Source organism: Caproicibacter sp. BJN0012 (assembly GCF_035986805.1).
GTDB lineage: Bacteria > Bacillota > Clostridia > Oscillospirales > Acutalibacteraceae > Caproicibacter.
Map to the genome: position 1 here is coordinate 1 of NZ_CP142518.1, position 19,529 is coordinate 19,529.

The window sequence follows — 19,529 nt, forward strand, 5'->3', positions numbered from 1 at the left end:
TTGACAGAATCCGATGATGCCAAATGGGAAAAGAATGAAAATGAGGTACTGCAATCAATGGAATCGTTCACCGAGGTTTGGAACCTCGTCTGCGAGTACTGCAAAAGTAAAATAACGGAAATCGCATTTTCCACCTGGATCAGCAGGATTGAGCCCGTCACGCTCGATTTTACCGACGGGGTCGCGGTTCTGAGGGTGCCGAACGAACTGCACCGCCAGACGGTTCTCCATTATTATAACGCAATTCTGGAAGAAGCATTCAGGCAAATTTTCAGCCGCGAGATCCAGATCCGCGTCTGTGTCCCCGGAGAAATGGAAAGCGACGCAAAAAAGGAGGAACTGGCTGAGAACGAGGACAACTATGAATTCACCTTCGACACCTACATTGTGGGGCCGTCGAACAAATTCGCGCACGCGGCCTCCATGGCGGTCGCCAGCAAACCGGCCAGCCTGTACAATCCTCTTTTCATCTATGGAAACTCGGGTCTTGGAAAAACGCATCTGCTCTACGCGATCCGCAATGAGATCGGCAACACCAACCCCGCCATGAAGATCGTCTACATCAAAGGGGACGAATTCACCAACGAGCTGATTGAGGCCATCCGCCGGGGCACGACCGGCGAATTTCATCAGCGCTACCGGAAAGCGGACGTGCTTCTTGTAGACGACATCCAGTTTATCGCGGGCAAAGATTCCACGCAGGAAGAATTTTTTCACACCTTCAATACGCTTTACGAGGCGAAAAAACAGATCGTCCTGACCTCCGACCGGCCTCCGAAGGATATCAAGACTCTGGAGGAACGCCTTCTGACCCGGTTCGAATGGGGCCTGACCGCCGATATTCAGCCGCCGGATTTTGAAACGCGGATTGCCATTATTAAAAGAAAAGCGGAATTGCTGAAGATCACCCTGCCGGACAACGTCGTGGAATACATTGCGAACCGGCTGAAAAACAACATCCGCCAGCTGGAAGGCGCCGTCAAAAAAATGAAGGCGTACTCCCTTCTAAATGGGGAAACCATGAACATACAGACGGCTCAGGCCGCCATCAGCGACATCATCAACAACGACCAGCCCACCCCCTTCACCGTCGAGAAAATCATCGACGAAGTCGCGCGTACATTCGGGACAACCGGCGACGACATCCGTTCCTCCAAACGCAGCGCAAACATTTCCGGCGCCAGGCAGATGGCCATGTACGTCGTGCGGGAAATCACGCAGATGCCTATGACCTCAATCGGAAAGGAATTCGGAGGGCGTGACCACTCCACCGTCGTCTACGCAATCCAGCAGGTCGAGAAAAATATTTCCCGCGACGCTAAAATAAAGGCGACGGCAGAGGATATCATCAAAAACATCCGGGACCGTTGAATCGTGAAGAACCGATTCAACATTCCACAAAGCGGAGGAAAACTGTTCTTTTCCAAATTCAAAGTCCCTTCCGGATTTTAAACTTCTTTTCAACATTTCCCACAGAGTTTTCAACAGCATGTTAAATCCTCAAAAAAAATACATACTGTTAACAAATTTCCAACAGAAGAAAAAGAAAAACAAAAAGCTGAAAAAACCAGTATCCATGCGGATTTTCCAATAATTTCAACTTTTCAGCGCATACTACTCCTATTACTGAAAAAATCCATTTCTATCCATTCATATAAGGAAATGAGCGGTGAGATCATGAAAATAACCTGCGACAAGCAAAAGCTGAACGAAGCCGTGTTGAATATCCAAAGGGCGGTCTCCTCCAAATCTTCCATCCCTGCCCTGGAAGGAATTCTGATCCAGGCCAAGGACAACACCGTACAGCTCTGCGGCTACGATCTGGAGCTTGGCATCACAACTTACTTTGACTGCAATACCGAAGAAAACGGAAGCATCGTCCTGAGCGCCAGACTCCTCAGCGAAATCGTCCGCCGCCTCCCGGCGGCAACCGTCACCATCATGACGGATGAAAAACAAATGACAACCATCCAAAGCGGAGAAACCGAATACTCCATCGTCGGAATCCCCGCTCAGGAATACCCCGAACTCCCGGCCGTCGGCGGAGAAAACACCTTGAAAGTACAAAGCGGCATCCTGCGTAGCATGATTCGCCAAACCCTGTTCGCCGTGGCGGAAAACGACGCGAAACCAATCCACACCGGAACTCTGTTCGAACTGGAAACCGACTGCCTCCGGCTCGTTTCCGTCGACGGTTACCGGCTCGCCATCAGGGAAGAACCGATCAAATGCGAATCAAAAACAAATTTCGTCGTTCCGGGCAAGACACTCGGAGAAGTTTTAAAACTGCTTGGCGACGACGACAACGAAGTGGAACTTCAAATCGGCAGGCGCCACATTTTGTTCAGCATTCAAAACTACACAGTCATTTCACGGCTCCTGGAAGGCGAATTTCTCGATTATCGCGCCGCGGTGCCAAACGAATGCTCAACGGAGCTGAAGGTCTCGACGCAAAGTTTCATCAGCAGCGTGGAACGTGTTTCCCTTCTGATCACCGACCGGCTGAAAAGCCCGGTGCGGTGCATATTCGAAGAAAATGAGATCCGCGTTTCCTGCTCGACGGCAATCGGCCGCGCGAACGACAAACTCGATGCACAGATCACAGGCAGTTCGCTGGAAATGGGATTTAACAACCGCTTTCTTCTCGACGCGCTGCGCAACACGGAATGCGACGAGGTCCGTGTCCAGCTGAACGGACCTCTCAGTCCCATGCGGATTCTCCCCCGGGAAGGGAATGCGTTTTTGTTTCTCGTGCTTCCAGTCCGCCTGAAAAATACCGGAGAATGAAGGCTCGATAGGATGAAAGAAGAAAAGATCATCATACGGACGGAATTTATCCGGCTCGACTCTTTTCTAAAGCTGGCGGGAGCCTTTGAAACCGGCGGGCAGGCCAAATACGCCGTTCAAAGCGGTCAGGTGCTGGTAAACGGAGAGGTCTGCACCATGCGCGGGAAAAAAATGAGGCCCGGTGACCGCGCCCAGGTCGGGCAATCCGTTTATGAGGTATGCTCCCCGTGAAAGTTCAGCGGCTCTCATGGAAGAATTTCCGAAATCTCCCGGCCGGCGAATTTGATCCCTGCGGCGAAGTCAATGTGATTTTTGGGCAAAACGCGCAGGGAAAAACCAATCTCCTGGAAGCGATGTGGCTTTTTACCGGAGAGCGGTCTTTCCGCTCTGCGAAGGATGCCGAGCTGGTCCTCCGAGAAGAACCGTCGGCCCGGCTGAAGATGGATTTTTACAGTGAAGGGCGGGAGCAGACCGCGCAGATCACGGTGGCGGACGGCCGCCGCTCTGCGGAACTCAACGGTGTGCCGAAGGGAGCGTGTTCCGCCCTGACCGGAAAATTCTGTGCGGTCGTTTTTTCACCGGAACATCTTGCGCTGGTCCGCGGCGGCCCGGCCCTGCGCAGAAGCTTCGTCGATTCCGCTCTCTGCCAGATAAAACCGGGCTATGTGTCGCTTCTTTCCGGTTACAACCGCACGCTGTTCCAGCGCAATGCGCTGCTGAAAGATATTCCGCGCCACGCGGAGCTGATGGATACTCTGTCCATCTGGGACGACAGGCTCTGTCAGTTTGGGGAAAGGATCGTTCGCCAGAGGACGGCGTATCTCGACGCACTCGCCTCCCCCGCCGCCGGGTTCTATTCCGGAATCAGCGCGGACCGGGAAACCTTGTCGCTCCGCTATCTCAAAAGCGCGGATGATCTTCGGCAGACGCTCTCCGACAGCCGACGGGAAGACCTTTTGAACGGGCACACCGGAGCCGGTCCCCACAGGGACGACGTTGAAATTACCGTCGACGGGATGAGCGCGCGGGCCTACGCCTCTCAGGGACAGAAGCGCAGCGCCGTTCTCGCGCTGAAGCTGGCGGAGGCGGAACTGCTCAACCGCATGAACGGTGAAAGGCCGGTTGTTTTTCTCGACGATGTCATGAGCGAACTGGACTCTCAGCGGCAGGATTATCTTCTGAACCACCTTTCGGAATTTCAGGTTTTTCTGACATGCTGTGAACCCGGCGCGGCGCGGCTGATGAAAAGCGGAGCTCTGTTTCAGATGGAAAACGGCGTGCTTTCCGTCCGGCAACCGCTCTGAGACCGATCATTTTTCCAATGGGAAAGGAATCACGCCATGTATCTTCATTTAGGACAGGACACCGTAGTTCTCATGAAAAATATCATCGGAATTTTTGACATGGAGACATCGACGATTTCCAGAACAACGCGCGACACGCTCGCGGCGGCGCAGAAATCCGGAAATGTTGTGAATGTTTCGATGGAAATGCCGAAATCCTTCGTCCTTTGCAGAGAAGGGAATAAAACGACGTTCTATATTACGCAGATTTCATCTTCAACGCTGCTAAAACGAACCGGATTCACCGATGAAATTTCAAATCTTTAAAAAGGAGTCCACATGAAGAAGTTTCGAAAACCGCGCTGTCCTCACTGCGGGGATAAAATAGGTCTCGCAAACGCCTGGGTTTTGAAAACCCAGGGCGAATATCTCTGTCCCAAGTGCGGCGGTGTCTCTAATATCGTGCTGGACAGGCTTCTCTATTTGTTCGCGTTTCTCGCCATATTGGTCAGCGGCGTTTTTTTTACATTGGGGTTTGTCGGACTGCTGCCGCTGGATATCTGGCTGATTCTGTTGGTTCTGCTTCCGTTTCTGCTGTTTTATCTGATGTCTGTTTTTCTTGTGCGCCTGAGGAAACCCGCCGTGCGGAAACGTCCGGCTCCCCCCGGCACAGTCCACAAGCCGGACAGAAGAACGGGCGCCGCCGCGCATTGGCGCTAGAAAGAAGAAACCGAAATGCTGAAACTTCCCCTGTGCCCCTATTGCGGCGCGAGATTTCTCTATCCGGAGGTCAAAAAGTCGCGGAATAAAAAAAGCGGGGTCTGCCCGAACTGCGGTAAGACCTTCCGTATTTACAGCCGGACCGGCCGGGCTGTTTTGTACGCCCTATCCTCGTTTTTTTTGGTCGGGCTCGATTTTTTTCTGCTGACGATTCCCGCCATGAATTTGACGTTTCTTCTGGCAGTGACCGCGGCGGGGGTAGCGGGAATCAGGCTTCTGAATCCCTATACCGTCCGATACGGGCCGGATGCGTAGCGCCTTTTTCGCGTCTGCGGCGAACGTGGCTGAGAAATAAGGACGGCTGCCGTGCGTTAGAAAATTTTAAATGATACGATTTGTAGATCAACTGGAGGGTTCAACTTGGAGTTTGGCAAGGTCACACAGACGAACAGCGAATACGACGAAAGTGAAATACAGGTTCTGGAAGGACTGGAAGCCGTCCGGAAACGCCCCGGCATGTATATCGGCTCCACCGGGCCGCGCGGACTGCATCATCTGGTTTACGAGATTGTGGACAACGCGATCGACGAAGCTCTCGCGGGCTACTGCGACAAAATCGAAGTGGGAATCCTTCCCGGAGACGTGATCTGTGTCACCGATAATGGGCGCGGCATTCCTGTCGGCATCCATCACCAGGTCGGCATCCCGACCGTCACAGTTGTCTACACTATGCTGCACGCGGGCGGAAAATTCGGAGGAGGAGGATACAAGGTCTCCGGCGGGCTGCACGGCGTCGGCGCGAGCGTCGTCAACGCGCTTTCCGAGTGGCTGGAAGTTGAAGTTTTCAAGGACGGGGTCGTCTATTTTCAGCGGTTTGAGCGGGGCAAACCGGTCACGGAGCTGGAGCAGCGGGGAAAAACAGATAAAGTCGGCACTCGCGTCCGCTTTCAGGCGGACCCTGAAATTTTCAGGGAAACCACGGCTTATGATTATGAAACGCTGCAGACCCGGCTGAGGGAACAGGCGTTTTTAAACGCGGGGGTCCGCATTGTCCTGGCGGATGAACGGAACCCGGAGAACCGCCGCGAAGACGATTTTCACTACGAGGGCGGAATCAGCAGCTTTGTCGAATACATCAACAAAAAAAAAGCGGTCGAGGTCATCCATCCGGACGTCATTTATTTTTCCGCGATCGCACCGGATGAATCCGCGACGGCGGAAGTCGCCATGCAGTACAACGATTCTTACAACGAGCTGATGCTTTCGTTCGCGAACGATATCCACACGACCGACGGCGGTACGCACGAGGACGGCTTCCGCCGCGCCCTGACGCGCGTGATGAACGATTACGGACGGAAATTCAATATTTTAAAAGAGAGCGACAAGAACCTTTCCGGCGATGACTTCCGCGAAGGGCTTACCGTCATTATCAGCGTCAAGCTGCGGGAAGCTCAGTTCGAGGGCCAGACCAAGGCGCGCCTTGGCAACACCGAGATCGGGACGCTGGTCAACTCGATGGTTTCGGAAAAGCTGTCGGTTTATCTGGAAGAGAATCCCGCCGCGGCGCGCGCGATTTTCGACAAGGCGATGGCGGCTTCCCACGCGCGAGAAGCTGCGCGGAAGGCGCGCGACATGGTGCGGCGCAAGTCCGCGCTGGAGAACGCTTCCCTTCCCGGCAAACTGGCCGACTGCCAGAGCCGGAACCCGGATGAAACCGAGATCTACATCGTCGAAGGCGATTCGGCGGGCGGTTCCGCGAAGGGAGGGCGCGACCGCCGGTATCAGGCGATTCTTCCCCTTTGGGGAAAGATGCTGAATGTGGAAAAAGCCAGGCTAGACAAAGTTTACGGCAACGAAAAGCTGATGCCGATCGTCACCGCGCTCGGCTGCGGCATCGGTGAGGAATTCGACCTGAACAAACTGCGCTACGGCAAAATCATCATCATGGCCGATGCCGATGTCGACGGTTCCCACATCCGCACACTGCTTTTGACGTTCTTTTTCCGGTTTATGAAGCCGCTGGTGGAAGAGGGCCATGTCTACCTTGCGCAGCCGCCGCTTTACCGCCTGACCAAAACAAAAAAGCACTATTATGCCTACACGGACAAAGAACGCGACCAGCTGATGAAGGAATTCATCTCCGGATATGATATTCAGCGGTATAAAGGCCTGGGCGAAATGGACCCGGAACAGCTTTGGGAGACCACGATGAATCCGGAAACCCGGATGATGCTGCGTGTGGAGGTGGAGGACGCAGCCGCCGCGGATGAGGCGTTCACCATCCTGATGGGCGATAAGGTTGAGCCGCGCCGGGAATTTATCGAGCAGAACGCGAAATATGTACAGAACCTCGATGTCTGAGCAGGGCCGCGGGATTTCCCGCGCGGCGTGTCCCCTGTCAGGGGAATGCTGCGAAGCGGCAAAGGGTGCGGCCGCCCACAGCGAGAGCCGCGCCGGAAATTTATCGAGCAGAACGCAAAATATGTACAGAACCTCGATGTATGACACAAAGGTTCACGCAAGCTAAATGTGTGGATACGCGGAGCGTTGAAACGGCGGATGCCGCAGATGCCGCGATATCTGACAAAGTTTGCGGAAGCGCTGCGGTATTGTAAATTCTGAAGAGAAGATGAAATTTTTAGATTGATGCGTCCGACATGATATGTGAAACAGCGGATGTGCAGAAGGAGTTTAACAGAGATGACCAGCCGTTCTACTGAAAACGAAAAAAATTCCAAACCTCCGGAACCGGAAGATTCCGGACCTCCTCAGCCGGATTTTCAGGAATCCAAGCTGGTGCCGGATGAGAGCGAAGCCTATGAGGAACAGCAGACCGGAATCGAGCTTTCCTATGTTTTGAAGAAAGAGGAAGTCTATGAATGTCTGAGATACTCCAGCCGTCTGCACAGAAATCGAAAGACCTTCGTTCTGGCAATGTCCGGCTCGGCGGCTTTGGCGGTCCTCTTTCTGGCCGCCGGCGCCTTTACATACCGCGGTTTCTACTATTTCTGCGCGGCTCTGTGCGCGGCTGTTATCATTGTGCTCGGAGTTTTTCCTTACAGAAAAAACGTGCTCCGGGCGCGGGAGGCCGCAGACGGGAATACGGTCCGAATGACGGTTTATCCGGATCGGATCGAGGTTGACCAAGAGGGCGGACTGTGGGAGATTCCGATGGACGGAACCGCCGGATTTGTACAGATCAAGGATCTTTTTGTGCTGTATGCGGCGGAAAAGATGCTGATGATCCCCGTGCGCTGCATCAAACCCCGCATTCTGCCGGACGTTCAGGCCATGATCGTGGCGGGAACCAGACCGAAGAAGCTGAAATTGTAAACAGGCGGCGCACGCTGAGCGCCGGACGCAACAAAATTGCAGGAGGAAGCCCCTGAAATGGATGAAATAGAAGAAAATAACAGAATTGTCAATGTGGACCTTGAAAAGGAAATGAAGAAATCGTTTCTCGATTATTCCATGTCCGTCATTGTTTCCCGCGCTCTTCCGGATGTGCGCGACGGGCTCAAGCCGGTCCACAGAAGAATCCTCTACACCATGTTTCAAAACGGCCTGATGCCGGACCGGGCTTACCGGAAGTGCGCCGATACCGTCGGCTCCGTTTTGGGCAGCTACCACCCGCACGGCGACGCTTCGGTCTACGACGCGCTGGTCCGCCTGGCGCAGGATTTTTCCATGCGCTATATGCTGGTGGACGGCCACGGCAACTTCGGCTCCGTCGACGGGGACCCGCCCGCGGCTTACCGTTACACCGAAGCGCGCATGAGCAAGATCGCGCTGGAAATGCTTCAGGATATCGACAAGGAAACCGTCGATTTCCAGCCGAACTACGACGACCGCCTGAAAGAACCCGTCGTTTTGCCGAGCCATTTTCCGAATCTTCTGGTCAACGGCTCGACCGGCATCGCCGTCGGCATGGCGACCAACATCCCGCCGCACAACATGCGGGAGGTCATCGACGGCGTCTGCACCCTGATCGACAACCGCGGCGCGACGCTGGACGACCTGATGCAGAGCATCAAGGGCCCGGATTTCCCGACCGGCGGCATCATCATGGGCCGCAGCGGGATCCGCGCCGCCTATGGCACGGGCCGGGGCCGGATCATCGTGCGCGCCCGCGCGGAGATCGAGGAGGAAAAGAACGGCCGTTTCAACATCATCGTGACCGAACTGCCCTACCAGGTCAACAAGGCGAGGCTGATCGAATCCATCGCCGACCTGGTGAAGGAGAAGCGGATCGAGGGCATTTCCAATATCGAGGACCATTCCGACCGCGAGGGAATGCATATCGTCGTCACGGTCAAGCGCGACGCTTCCCCACAGATTGTTTTGAATCAGCTTTATTCCTTCACACAGATGCAGTCCACGTTCGGCGTGAACATGCTCGCGATCGTCGACGGCGAGCCGAAGACGCTGACGCTTCGGGAGCTGCTGCTCGAATACCTGAAATTCCAGGAGGACGTTGTCCGCAGGCGCACGCAGTTCGACCTGAGAAAGGCACAGGAGCGCGCCCATATTCTGGAGGGCCTCAAAATCGCGGTCGACAACATCGACGAGGTCATCCACATCATCCGATCCTCCAAAGCCATTCCGGAAGCGCGCGCCCGCCTGACCGAGCGCTTCGGCCTCGACGACGTGCAGACGCAGGCCATCGTTCAGATGCCGCTCGGCCGCCTGACCGGGCTCGAACGGCAGAAGCTGGAGGACGAGCTTGCCGCCCTGCTGGTTAAAATCACCGATTACGAGGATATTCTCGCACATGAGGAGCGCGTGCTCGCCATCGTCCGGGAGGAAGCCACCGCCGTGCGCGACAAATTCGGCGACGAGCGCCGCACGGAAATCGCGGCGGTCACGGGCGAGGTCGATATCGAGGACCTGATCCCCGATGAGGAATGCATGCTGACCATGACCAGCTTCGGCTATGTCAAGCGCCAGAAGACGGACATCTACCGCACGCAGCGGCGCGGCGGCCGCGGCGTTTCCGGCATGACGCGGCGCGAGGAAGACGCGGCGACGGATATGTTCGTGATCGGTTCGCACGATTATGTGATGTTCTTTACAAACCTCGGGCGCGTCTACCGCCTGAAATGCTATGAGATTCCGGAGGGAGCGAGAACCTCCAAGGGAATCAATATCGCGAACCTGCTGCCCATCGCGCAGGAGGAAAAGGTCACCTCGATGATCCGCGTGCCGGAATTCGACGAGGAGAGCTTCCTCGTCATGGTGACGAGGAACGGGATCATCAAGCGCACGGCGCTTTCCGCCTACGATACCGCGCGCAAGGGCGGCGTCATCGCGATCGACCTGGACGAGGGGGACGAGCTTTCCTGGGTCCGCATGACGAGCGGCGGGGACGATCTTCTTGTCGCGACAAAACAGGGCATGGCGATCCGGTTCAATGAGCAGGACGCCCGCGCCATGGGCCGCGCGACCCGCGGCGTCAAGGCGATTTCGCTCTCGGAGGGCGACTGCGTCGTCGGCATGGTGGTGCTGGTTCCAGGCACGCTGGTGCTGACGGTTTCCGAAACCGGATTCGGCCGCCTGTCCCCGGAAAGCGATTACCGGTCCCAGTTCCGCGGCGGCAAAGGGCTGCTGAACTACCACACGGAGCACTACGGAGATGTGGCGGCGATCCAATCGGCCGGCCTCAGCGACGATGTCATTCTGATTTCCTCCGACGGGATCATCATCCGCATTCTCGCGGAGTCGATCCGCCAGTGCCAGCGCCCGAGCAAGGGCGTCCTGCTGATGCGCCTGACCGAGGACAGCCGCGTCGTCACGGTGGCCTGCACCGCGCACGACGACGAGGAGGAAGCGGAAGAAGCTCTGGACGACGGAAGCGCGGACGAGGGTTCCGACGACGCTTCGGAGGAATCGGAAGAAGAGGGACAACCGGAAAACGGTCCGGAAGAGGAAAAATAAAGGAGGACCGCAGATGAAACACAATCTGCCCGTATCCATTTTCGCGGGGGCATTGGCGCTGGCTGTCCTGCTGCCGGGCTGCTCCCTGTTCCACAAATCCCAGCAGACTTCCGCGACGCCGGAAAGCTCGCCGTCTTCCCTGTCATCTTTCCCGGCTTCCTCCCTGCCCGATTCGTCGAGCGAAGACCCGGTCTCCGGGCACGTCGTAACACCCAACGAGCCGGCGGATTCCCAGCCGGGACGCGTGCTGACCATCACGACCGACAGCGAGGCGTTCAACCAGAAATTCGCGGGCAACCCGGTCGACAAAGCCTATATCAAAGAGTCGGACCAGGCTGTTTCCACCGTCGACATGGTCAACGTATCGCGGAAATACGCCGGGCTGTGGCAGAAAGAAATCGACCATGCGTGGAGCGGGCTTCAAAAGAAAATGAGCGCGGATTCCAGCGGCAAGCCCGCCGAGCTGAAAGCGGAACAGCAGAAGTGGGAGGACGGGAAAGACGCCGCGCTGAAAAAGATCACCAGCAGCGCTCTCTCCGCGGGAGGCAGCATGGCGGAGGTCAACGCGGCTTCTCAGGAGATGGACTTTTACCGCAGCCGCGCGGCGCAGCTCTACCGCGAGCTTTACAATTACGATAAAAATTATTCCTACGCTTTTACAGGCTGAGCGGCGTATCGCTGCATCTACGCCCCGCCGTTCAGAAAGGCAAAAATTTGTTTGCTTTGTTTGGCGGGACGGAGGTTTAATACTCCCGAAAGCTGAAGCCGGGAACGCCGTAGGCCCGGACCATCCGGTCAGGACGGCCCGCAGATTGGAACGGCAAAAATCCGCTTGTTTCGTTTTGCGGGACAGAGTGGAAATCCTCCCGGAAGCCAAAGCCGGGAACGCCGTAGGCGCGAAAGACACTGTGTGTCCGGCCTGAGGACAAGCATTTGTACTTTGTATTGTCTTGAAATAATTCAACGTATTGTTATAAAAAAATCGGGAGCGAAGCGCCGTTCAGGCTAAACGCTCCGTTCCCTGTTTTGCCGGCGGAATTTCTCACTGCGCCGGGTATGGTTGGGTTTTCTTTTGTCCGCATTCTTCTCTCACAAAATTCATTCCGCCGGCGGGCGGCGTGACGCCGCACCCAACGGCCCACCGGTCAGCTGACTGTGAAACGGTCGGCTGAGACGGGTGGGACGGAGGGAAGAAACTCCCGGCAAGCGGAAATCGCGTCCGCCGTTGGCACGTTCGTCCAATGGACCGGCGGGTCCGCGCAAGGGCTTTGCCTTTGGGAGATTCCCCAGACCGTCCTGCCAAACGAAGCCGAAACATTTCACTGTTCTGTATGGCAGGCCGTAGATGCAACGGTACGTTGCCCGCAAGGCAACAAAAAGCGCCGGTACGGAATTTGATCATTCCATACACCGGCGCACGCGCAAATACAGGAGGAAAAGGAGGATCGTCCTTCCCCCCTCTGTACAAAAACAGAAAAAGCAAGTATAATAGGTCCTGCAATGCGCGGTGAATTCCGTGGTATATGGAGGTTGGTTCTCCGTATGCAGGAGGCGGGTGCTTTCGACACCTTGCCTCTGCATTGCACTCTTTATTTACCTTGCAAATCTATTATAATCCTATATTTACCAAAATTCAACTAGTAATCTTTATCTTGATATTTTATGTTTAGGTTTAAGGCCCGGTCCTCTTAACCCAAAATTTATCTTAAGGCCGGATTCCTATGGGCCTATGGACCGGTTCCCCTTATCCCAAATCTCATCTAATTTTCTTTCTTTGTGCTCAGGCCGCGCGGGGACGCACAGCGTCTTACTCGCCTACGGCGGATCATGACTAAGGATAGTAGTCAGAAGCAGTCTTGCACTCACCTTTGGTTTTCACTCAGCGAACTCTGAGTGGAAAACATGCATGCAGGCTCAGCCTGCCCGAAAGGAAGCAAAGTACGGGTGGGGGCAGCGTGCCGCTGCATCTACGATTCACGTTCCCGGAGCGGCGAAAAACAGGGAAGCAACGATGCTTTTTCAGCCGTGTATGCCGTAGGCGCGTCCGGACCGGATGGTCCCCCTAACACCCCCCGGGAGCCGTCAAAAAGATTTTTTCTGTTCTTCTAACAACAGCTTTTCATGGACGACGGGGGCTGAAGAGCCGAAGCCACAGGGTATATAAAAGGAAGCCGAAAATTTTCAGTAAATGATTTTTTCTCACTCAGCTAAAAACCGGGAACGTTCAATGAGAAGAACTCGCCTGATAACAGAACCGTTTTGCATGACAGGTGCCGGGGGGTGTTGGGGGGAACGTTTAGGTGCCCCTCCCGTTGGGAAGTTGAAGTTCTTCGTCTTTGTTTTTCCTGATGCTTCGACCGGGGGACCAAAGTTGAGAGGTCAATTCAACAACTCTGTTTCTTCTTTTCAAGGCCGCGTAGCGTGTAAGACGCTTTGCGTCCGTCTGATTACGAAAGTACGGGCCCGCGCGGCCTGAGCGCAAAGAAAAAGGGATAGAAGAAATTTCGGTTAAGCGGCACTTGCCACAGGTAAAGAAAATAAGAGAAATTTAGTATTAAGAGTCGCCGGGCATCAGGCCCGAAAAAACAGACCCGCGCGGCCTGAGCGCAGAAATAAATAAATTGAACCAGAGTAACGCAGGTCAAAAACGTTTGAAATACATATAGAAATATGATTTTATAAAAATACTGTTTGTAAGGCTGGTACAAAATGAAACTGACCGAAAAGACACTGGATCAAAACTACATTTACCGCGGCAAAATCCTGGATCTCCATGTGGACAAAGCGGAGCTGATCAGCGGGCGCGTCGTAACGCGCGAATGTGTCGACCACCGAGGCGGCGTGAGCGTCGCGGCCCTGACGGATCAAAATGAAATGCTGTTTGTCCGACAGTACCGCTACCCCTACCATGAGGTGGTTCTGGAGGCCCCTGCCGGGAAGCTCGAAAAAGGAGAGGACCCTTTCGAGGCCGCAAAGCGCGAGCAGCGCGAGGAAACCGGGACAACCGGCAGGAACTACCTGGATCTCGGCAGGATGTACCCCTCCCCCGGCTACACCAACGAGGTGATCCACCTTTACGCCTGCCGCATCGAATCCAGCGGGGACCTGAGCCTCGACGAAGGGGAGTTTCTGGAAGTCAAAAAAATTCCTTTGAAGAAAGCCGCACAAATGGTGCTGGACGGCGAGATTCCGGACGCAAAAACCCAGGTGCTGATTTTGAAGACCATTCAAATGGTGAAAAACGGAAAAATATGATACAATATGTATTATAATTTTAGATATTGACGATAAGTTTATTTTCACATCGATCATTCGAAAGGTTTTCAACATTTTTTTCGCTTTCTGTTGAAAAAAATGCGGGAATTTCCGCCGGAAATCAAAAGGCCCGCCCTCCGCGTGACGCGAAAGGCAGGTCTGTGCCGCAGGCGCATTCCGGATAAAATGTCCGTTCAGCCGATCTGGTTCATCACAAGGCCAGTGATCAGCTTTGGATAAAAATAGGTGGATTTCTGAGGCATCTTTTCCCCTGCCGCGGCCACGTCGCGGATTTCCCGCACGCGCGTCGGGTTCAGGAGGAACGCGCACCGGCTTTCGCCTTTTTGCACGGAGGCGACGGCCTCCTCCATCGAGCGGGTGTAGGCGAGGTTTTTCTGGTTTGCCATGTTTTCCCGGTCGATGCCAAGCAGACGCTCCAGAATCAGCGAGTGCAGAACGGAGACGTCAAGCCCGCGGTATGCCTCGCTTTTTTCCGGCAGAAGCTCCGCCATGACGGAATTGTCCTTCAGGATCAGCAGGGTCCACTCCTCCCCGCCGCAGTAACAGGCGAACGCTTTTTTTCCCTGCCGGTACAGCGCGTCGAGGTTTGCGGAGATTTCGCCGAGCGGAGAACGCGGAATCACGTCGAAATAGGCTTTGCAGGCAGAAAGGAGGCGCTCCGCGCTGAATTCCGTCAGGCCGCGCACCATGCGGTGAGTCGGGAATACGACCAGCCCGTCGTTTTCCATGTCGACCAGCATCATCATGACATAGTCTTCGCCTCCGGCCGCTTCGCCCTGTCCGCGGAGGGCGTTGCGGTAGTTGAGGGCGGTTTCGTAGCGGTGATGTCCGTCCGCGATATAGAGCTTCCGGTCCGCGAAGTCTTCGCAGACCGCCCGGATGGCGACGGGATCGTTGACCAGCCACATCCGGTGGGTCACGCCGGCGCCGTCGCGGAACTCGTAGCGCGGCTCCCCGGAGGAAAGCGCGTCGATCCGGCCGCGGGTGGTTTGACTTTCGTCATTGTAAAGCGAATAGATCTGGCTGAAGTTGCAGCCCGTCGCGCTCATCAGGTTGAAACGGTCCTGTTTTGCCTTGGAAAGGGTTTCCTCGTGCGGAAGGATGATCCCCTTTGAAAATTCCTCCAGCCTGACAAGACAGACGATCCCCTTGATCTTTTTGGTTTGTCCATAGGCCGTGAATTCCTCTTCGTAAAGATACAGGCCGGGGTCGGTGTCGCGGCGGAGAATCCCGTCTGAAATCCAGCTTTTCAGGGTCTGTCCCGCCTCGGCGTAGGGGTCTTCCCCCTCCCTCGGCAGCTCCAGGCGGATGACGTTGTAGGGATTTTCCAGGAGAAGCGCCCGGCGTTCCTCCTCGCTGATGATGTCGTAGGGCGGGCAGGTCAGGGAGGAAACAGCGCCCGCTTTGTCCGCGAAGCGCAGGGCGCGGAAAGGTTTGATTTCAGCCATTGCAAAGTCTCCTTGCCATTTTATTTTTTATCGCATTACGACCGTTTTTGACAGCATACCACAGCGTCTTTCTTACCTATGGCGATCCCGGCTTTCGTTTTCGGGAGTTTCCGGTCTCTGTCCCGCCCGCCTCAATCGGCTTTTTACCGACTGCCGGCTGGCGGCCGGCCTGACCGGATGGTCCGTGCCTATGGCGATCCCGGCTTTCGTTTTCGGGAGTTTCCGGCCTCTGTCCCGCCCGTCTCAGCCGGCTTTTTACCGACTGCCGGCTGGTGCCGGCCTGACCGGATGGTCCGTGCCTATGGCGATCCCGGCTTTCGTTTTCGGGAGTTTCCGGTCTCTGTTCCGCCCGTCTCAGCCGGCTTTTTACCGACTGCCGGCTGGCGGGCCGGCCCGACCGGATGGTCCGGTAAGCTATAATGGGGCACATGCGAGTTACGCGCTGAAAATCAGATGCGTTCCAAGTCGTGGACGCCGTAGGCGCGAAGATGCAGCGGTACGCTGCCGGTATGCTGTTATTATACCGGAACGCCGTTTTGATGTCAAAGACGGAATGTTTATAAAAAAACAAGGAATAATTTAAAAAATGTTTACATTTCTCTAATTTCAGATTGCTAGAATGAAAAAGTACGTTTGATATGATGCAACAGGAGGGACATAATGATGATTGAGGTTCAAAACCTCACGAAACGCTACGGGGAGAACATAGCCCTGAGCAACATCAGTTTTTCCGTCGGGGAGAACACCGTCATCGGTTTTCTCGGCCCGAACGGCGCCGGAAAGTCGACGGCCATGAATATCATCACCGGTTACCTTTCCGCCAGCTCCGGCTCGGTCAAGGTGGGCGGGTTCGACACGGTGGACCAGCCGAACGAGGCAAAAAAGCTGATCGGCTACCTGCCGGAGATGCCGCCGCTTTATCCGGACATGACGGTAAGGGAATACCTGAATTTCGTCTATGAGCTGAAAAAAGTGACCCTGCCCCGGGAAAAGCACCTCCGTGAAATTTGCGCGCTGGTGAAAATTCTGGATGTCAGCAAGCGGCTGATCGGCAACCTTTCGAAAGGCTACCGGCAGCGCGTCGGCCTTGCCCAGGCCCTGATCGGAAACCCTCCTGTTCTGATACTGGACGAGCCGACCGTCGGACTGGACCCCAAGCAGATCATCGAAGTGAGGAACCTCATCAAGGGCCTCGGAAAGAACCACACTGTCATCCTCAGCTCTCACATCCTTCCGGAGATCCAGGCGGTCGCGGACCGCATTCTCGTCGTGAACCGCGGCAAGCTAGTCGCGGACGGAACGCCGTTTGAGCTGGAGCACAGCATGTCGGCGGAGCACCATCTTTCAGTCCGCATGGAAGGGGCGTCCGGGGAGATTGAGAAAGCCCTGAACGGCATGAAATTTGTGGAGGGCGTCCGGAATTTCGGCGAAAAGGAACCGGGCGTGTGGGAATATGAGATCTCAGTCAAGGAAGGCGAAGACCTGCGCAGGCCGCTGTTCGCGCTGGCGGCAAAGCGGAACTGGCCGGTGCTTTCCATGACGAGCTCCGACCTGTCGCTGGAGGACGTGTTCCTGCGGCTGACCGGCTCGGCCTATTTACAGGATAATCTGACGAAAGGCGGGGATGCGCAGTGAAGGCAATTGCAAAGAAGGAACTCAAATCTTATTTTCTGTCCCCCATCGGGTATGTGTTTGTCGGGGTCATTCTGCTCCTGTTCGGCTTTTATTACTATCAGGTGCTGCGCATCGGCTCTTCGTCCTATATCCCGCAGGTCTATTCGACGCTGTTCATCTGGAGCATGATGCTTCTGCCGATTCTGACCATGCGCAGCTTCAGCGACGAGATGCGCAACCACACGGACCAGGGATTGCTCACCGCGCCGGTCGGGGTGGGGGCCATCGTGTTCGGCAAATTTCTCGCCGCGTTCCTCGTGTTTGCCATTGCGATGCTGCTGAGCCTGATTCCAGTCGTGATCATCTCGTTTTTCGCCTCGCCGGACTGGGCGACCATCCTGGGGACCGTTTTCGGTTCGCTTCTGTACGGCGCGGCCATGATCGCGATCGGGATTTTTATTTCCTCGCTGACGCAGAGCCAGATTGTCGCGGCGGTCGCGACGTTCGGCGTTTCGATTTTTCTTCTGGTCATCAACCAGATGAGCAGTCTGGTCGCCAATACTTTTTTTTCCAGTCTGATTACGGGGATTTCGTTTGACAGCCGGTACCAGCCGTTTGCCAAAGGGATTTTAAATCTTTCGAGCATCGTGTTCTTTCTCAGCGTCATCGCGGTTTTCTGGTTTCTCACCGCGCGCAAGCTGGAAAGCAAAAGATGGGGTTAAGGGGGAGTTATTGAGATGAATCAGGAAAAAGACCCGCGCACGGGCGCGCTTCTCCCGGAGGAAGAAACCCCCGAAGGGAACACGAAGGCCGAAGGCGAACAGGCCGGGACCGAAAACCGGGAGGAAACCGCCGCGCCGCAGGGTGAAGAACAGGCCGCCGGGCAGAAGCCGGAGGCGGAGGAAAAAGCGGATGGCCCGGCGGAAGAATCAAAGAAAGAAAAGAAAAAGGCGGGAAAACCCAGGAAAGGCCATTCTGAATTCATGAAAAGCAGCAAATTCCGGCACGGCTCCATTTCCACGGCGTTCACGGCCGGGTTTCTCGTCGTGGTCGTTCTGGTCAATATCCTGGTCGGCATTCTCGGCCAGCGCTTCCCGTCCGTCAATTTGGACCTGACCAAGACCGGCTCGAACTCCCTTTCCGCCGAAGGGCTGAAAGTGGTGGATAAAGTGGATCTTCCGACCAATATCACGATCTGCGCAACACAGCAGCAGGTGGAGGGCGACCAGATCTATTCCGACCAGGGGATCCAGTACAGCCAGGTCGGCAGCCTCCTTTCAAAAATCGCGGAGCGCAACTCAAAAATCACGGTCCAGTATGTGGACCTCGATAAAAATCCGACCTTTGCCGCGGAATACCAGAGCGACAGTATCGCGGCCGGCGACGTGATCGTGAAAACGGACAAACGCTATCGGATTCTGGCCTACACCGATCTTTTCAATATCCAGTACTCCAGCGACTACACCTCTTCCCAGGTGTACTCCAATGTGGAGGGCGCGCTGGTCTCCGCGCTGAACGCGGTCATTTCCGACAAGCTGCCGACCGTGGCCTTCGACACGGGGCATTCGGAAAAGCAGGACATGTCCGCTTTTAAAAAGCTGCTGGACAACAACAGTTTTGAGACCAAGGATTTCAGCCTCCTGACAGACAAGATTCCGGACAATACGCAGATGATCGTTCTCGGCGAACCGGCCAAGGATTATACGGACGACGAGATCAAAAAGCTCTCCGATTTCCTCGGCAGCAAGACCCTTGCGGGGGACCGTTCCCTGATGGTGACGTTCGCGCCGAGCCAGGCGGAGATGCCGAAGCTTGCCACTTTCCTGGAGGAATGGGGAATCCAGGTCCCCGCTTCCGTGATTGTGGAATCGGATCAGTCGAAGTTCATTTCAAGCAATCCGATCTACATTCTTTCAGATATTCAAAGCAGTCTGCAGCTGAAACCGTCGAGCGACGGCAGTTCCCCGGACTACGGATATTTCATCACGCCGCAATCCAGCCCGGTCAAGCTGCTGTTTGAAACAAAGGGCGGCAAGACGACTTACCCGCTCGCGAAAAGCTCCGATTCCTGCTATCTGGTGGACAACAGCACGAAATCGACCGACAATCTGCCGAAGCAGTCCAGCAACACGGCCGCCCTTTCTCAGGAAACGGTAAAAAACGGCGATAAGGACTACAACGCCAGCGTGATCGCAATCGGCAGCTCCGCGCTCTTTACGGACGGCATCATCAATTCCAGCGCGTTCGGCAACGGCACCTACATGGTCGATCTTGCCAAATACGCGACGGGAACCTCCGATTCCTCTTCCGAAGTCCAGATCACCGCGAAGCCGCTGAACGCGACGGATATCACGGCGACGGCCCAGGTCAGCACCTTCCTCGGGCTCGGCGTATTCATGTTTCTGATTCCTCTGATCATCGTCGTCCTCGGCATCTGGGTCTATCATAAGAGGAGGCATCTGTAAGC

General features: G+C 55.4%; 16 protein-coding genes. 15 read left to right on the forward strand and 1 reads right to left on the reverse strand.

From position 1 onward, the window contains the following. Positions 1-57 precede the first annotated feature (57 nt). The 12 genes from dnaA (at position 58) to VA597_RS00060 (ending at position 13,979) form a co-directional block, all read left to right on the forward strand. Positions 58-1,371 carry a chromosomal replication initiator protein DnaA gene (gene dnaA, locus VA597_RS00005; RefSeq protein WP_128741023.1) on the forward strand — a complete coding sequence of 438 codons (1,314 nt, stop codon included), beginning with the start codon at positions 58-60 and terminating at the stop codon, positions 1,369-1,371. 306 nt (positions 1,372-1,677) lie between these two features. After that, positions 1,678-2,787: a DNA polymerase III subunit beta gene (dnaN, locus tag VA597_RS00010; RefSeq protein ID WP_128741024.1), complete on the forward strand. Its 1,110-nt coding sequence runs from the start codon at positions 1,678-1,680 to the stop codon at positions 2,785-2,787. Positions 2,788-2,799: 12 nt separating this feature from the next. Further along, on the forward strand, positions 2,800-3,018 hold the full coding sequence (locus VA597_RS00015) for an RNA-binding S4 domain-containing protein (RefSeq protein ID WP_128741025.1): 219 nt from the start codon (positions 2,800-2,802) through the stop codon (positions 3,016-3,018). Further along, complete coding sequence (gene recF, locus VA597_RS00020; protein WP_128741026.1) at positions 3,015-4,091, forward strand: DNA replication/repair protein RecF; 1,077 nt, start codon at positions 3,015-3,017, stop codon at positions 4,089-4,091. Before VA597_RS00015 ends, recF begins: the two co-directional genes overlap by 4 nt. A 36-nt stretch (positions 4,092-4,127) precedes the next feature. Further along, positions 4,128-4,397, forward strand: coding sequence for an extracellular matrix regulator RemB (remB, locus tag VA597_RS00025; protein WP_128741027.1), 270 nt, complete (start codon positions 4,128-4,130; stop codon positions 4,395-4,397). A 12-nt stretch (positions 4,398-4,409) separates the two neighbouring features. After that, positions 4,410-4,790, forward strand: a complete 381-nt coding sequence (locus tag VA597_RS00030) for a hypothetical protein (RefSeq protein ID WP_128741028.1) — start codon at positions 4,410-4,412, stop codon at positions 4,788-4,790. A 15-nt stretch (positions 4,791-4,805) separates the two neighbouring features. Continuing rightward, a complete protein-coding gene (locus VA597_RS00035) occupies positions 4,806-5,105 on the forward strand; it encodes a hypothetical protein (protein ID WP_128741029.1) in 300 nt (99 codons plus the stop codon). A gap of 105 nt (positions 5,106-5,210) precedes the next feature. Further along, on the forward strand, positions 5,211-7,151 hold the full coding sequence (gene gyrB, locus VA597_RS00040) for a DNA topoisomerase (ATP-hydrolyzing) subunit B (RefSeq protein WP_128741030.1): 1,941 nt from the start codon (positions 5,211-5,213) through the stop codon (positions 7,149-7,151). 339 nt (positions 7,152-7,490) lie between these two features. Further along, entirely contained in the window at positions 7,491-8,123 is a 633-nt protein-coding gene (locus tag VA597_RS00045) for a hypothetical protein (protein ID WP_128741031.1), read from the forward strand. A 57-nt stretch (positions 8,124-8,180) separates the two neighbouring features. Next, entirely contained in the window at positions 8,181-10,724 is a 2,544-nt protein-coding gene (gene gyrA / locus VA597_RS00050) for a DNA gyrase subunit A (protein WP_128741032.1), read from the forward strand. A 13-nt stretch (positions 10,725-10,737) separates the two neighbouring features. After that, complete coding sequence (locus VA597_RS00055) at positions 10,738-11,391, forward strand: lysozyme inhibitor LprI family protein (protein ID WP_128741033.1); 654 nt, start codon at positions 10,738-10,740, stop codon at positions 11,389-11,391. Between the two features lie 2,042 nt (positions 11,392-13,433). Beyond that, entirely contained in the window at positions 13,434-13,979 is a 546-nt protein-coding gene (locus VA597_RS00060) for an NUDIX hydrolase (protein WP_128741034.1), read from the forward strand. A gap of 194 nt (positions 13,980-14,173) precedes the next feature. On the opposite strand, the gene VA597_RS00065 is transcribed toward VA597_RS00060, so the two are convergent. Next, on the reverse strand, positions 14,174-15,448 hold the full coding sequence (locus VA597_RS00065; protein ID WP_128741035.1) for a DUF1015 domain-containing protein: 1,275 nt from the start codon (positions 15,446-15,448) through the stop codon (positions 14,174-14,176). A 660-nt stretch (positions 15,449-16,108) separates the two neighbouring features. On the opposite strand from VA597_RS00065, the gene VA597_RS00070 reads away from it, so the two are divergent. Genes VA597_RS00070 through VA597_RS00080 form a run of 3 tightly spaced genes read left to right on the forward strand, consistent with a single transcriptional unit; the run spans position 16,109 to position 19,527 of the window. Beyond that, positions 16,109-17,083, forward strand: a complete 975-nt coding sequence (locus VA597_RS00070; RefSeq protein WP_243112564.1) for an ABC transporter ATP-binding protein — start codon at positions 16,109-16,111, stop codon at positions 17,081-17,083. After that, complete coding sequence (locus VA597_RS00075; protein WP_128741036.1) at positions 17,080-17,784, forward strand: ABC transporter permease; 705 nt, start codon at positions 17,080-17,082, stop codon at positions 17,782-17,784. Before VA597_RS00070 ends, VA597_RS00075 begins: the two co-directional genes overlap by 4 nt. Before the next feature lie 15 nt (positions 17,785-17,799). After that, a complete protein-coding gene (locus VA597_RS00080) occupies positions 17,800-19,527 on the forward strand; it encodes a Gldg family protein (RefSeq protein WP_128741037.1) in 1,728 nt (575 codons plus the stop codon). Positions 19,528-19,529 lie beyond the last annotated feature (2 nt).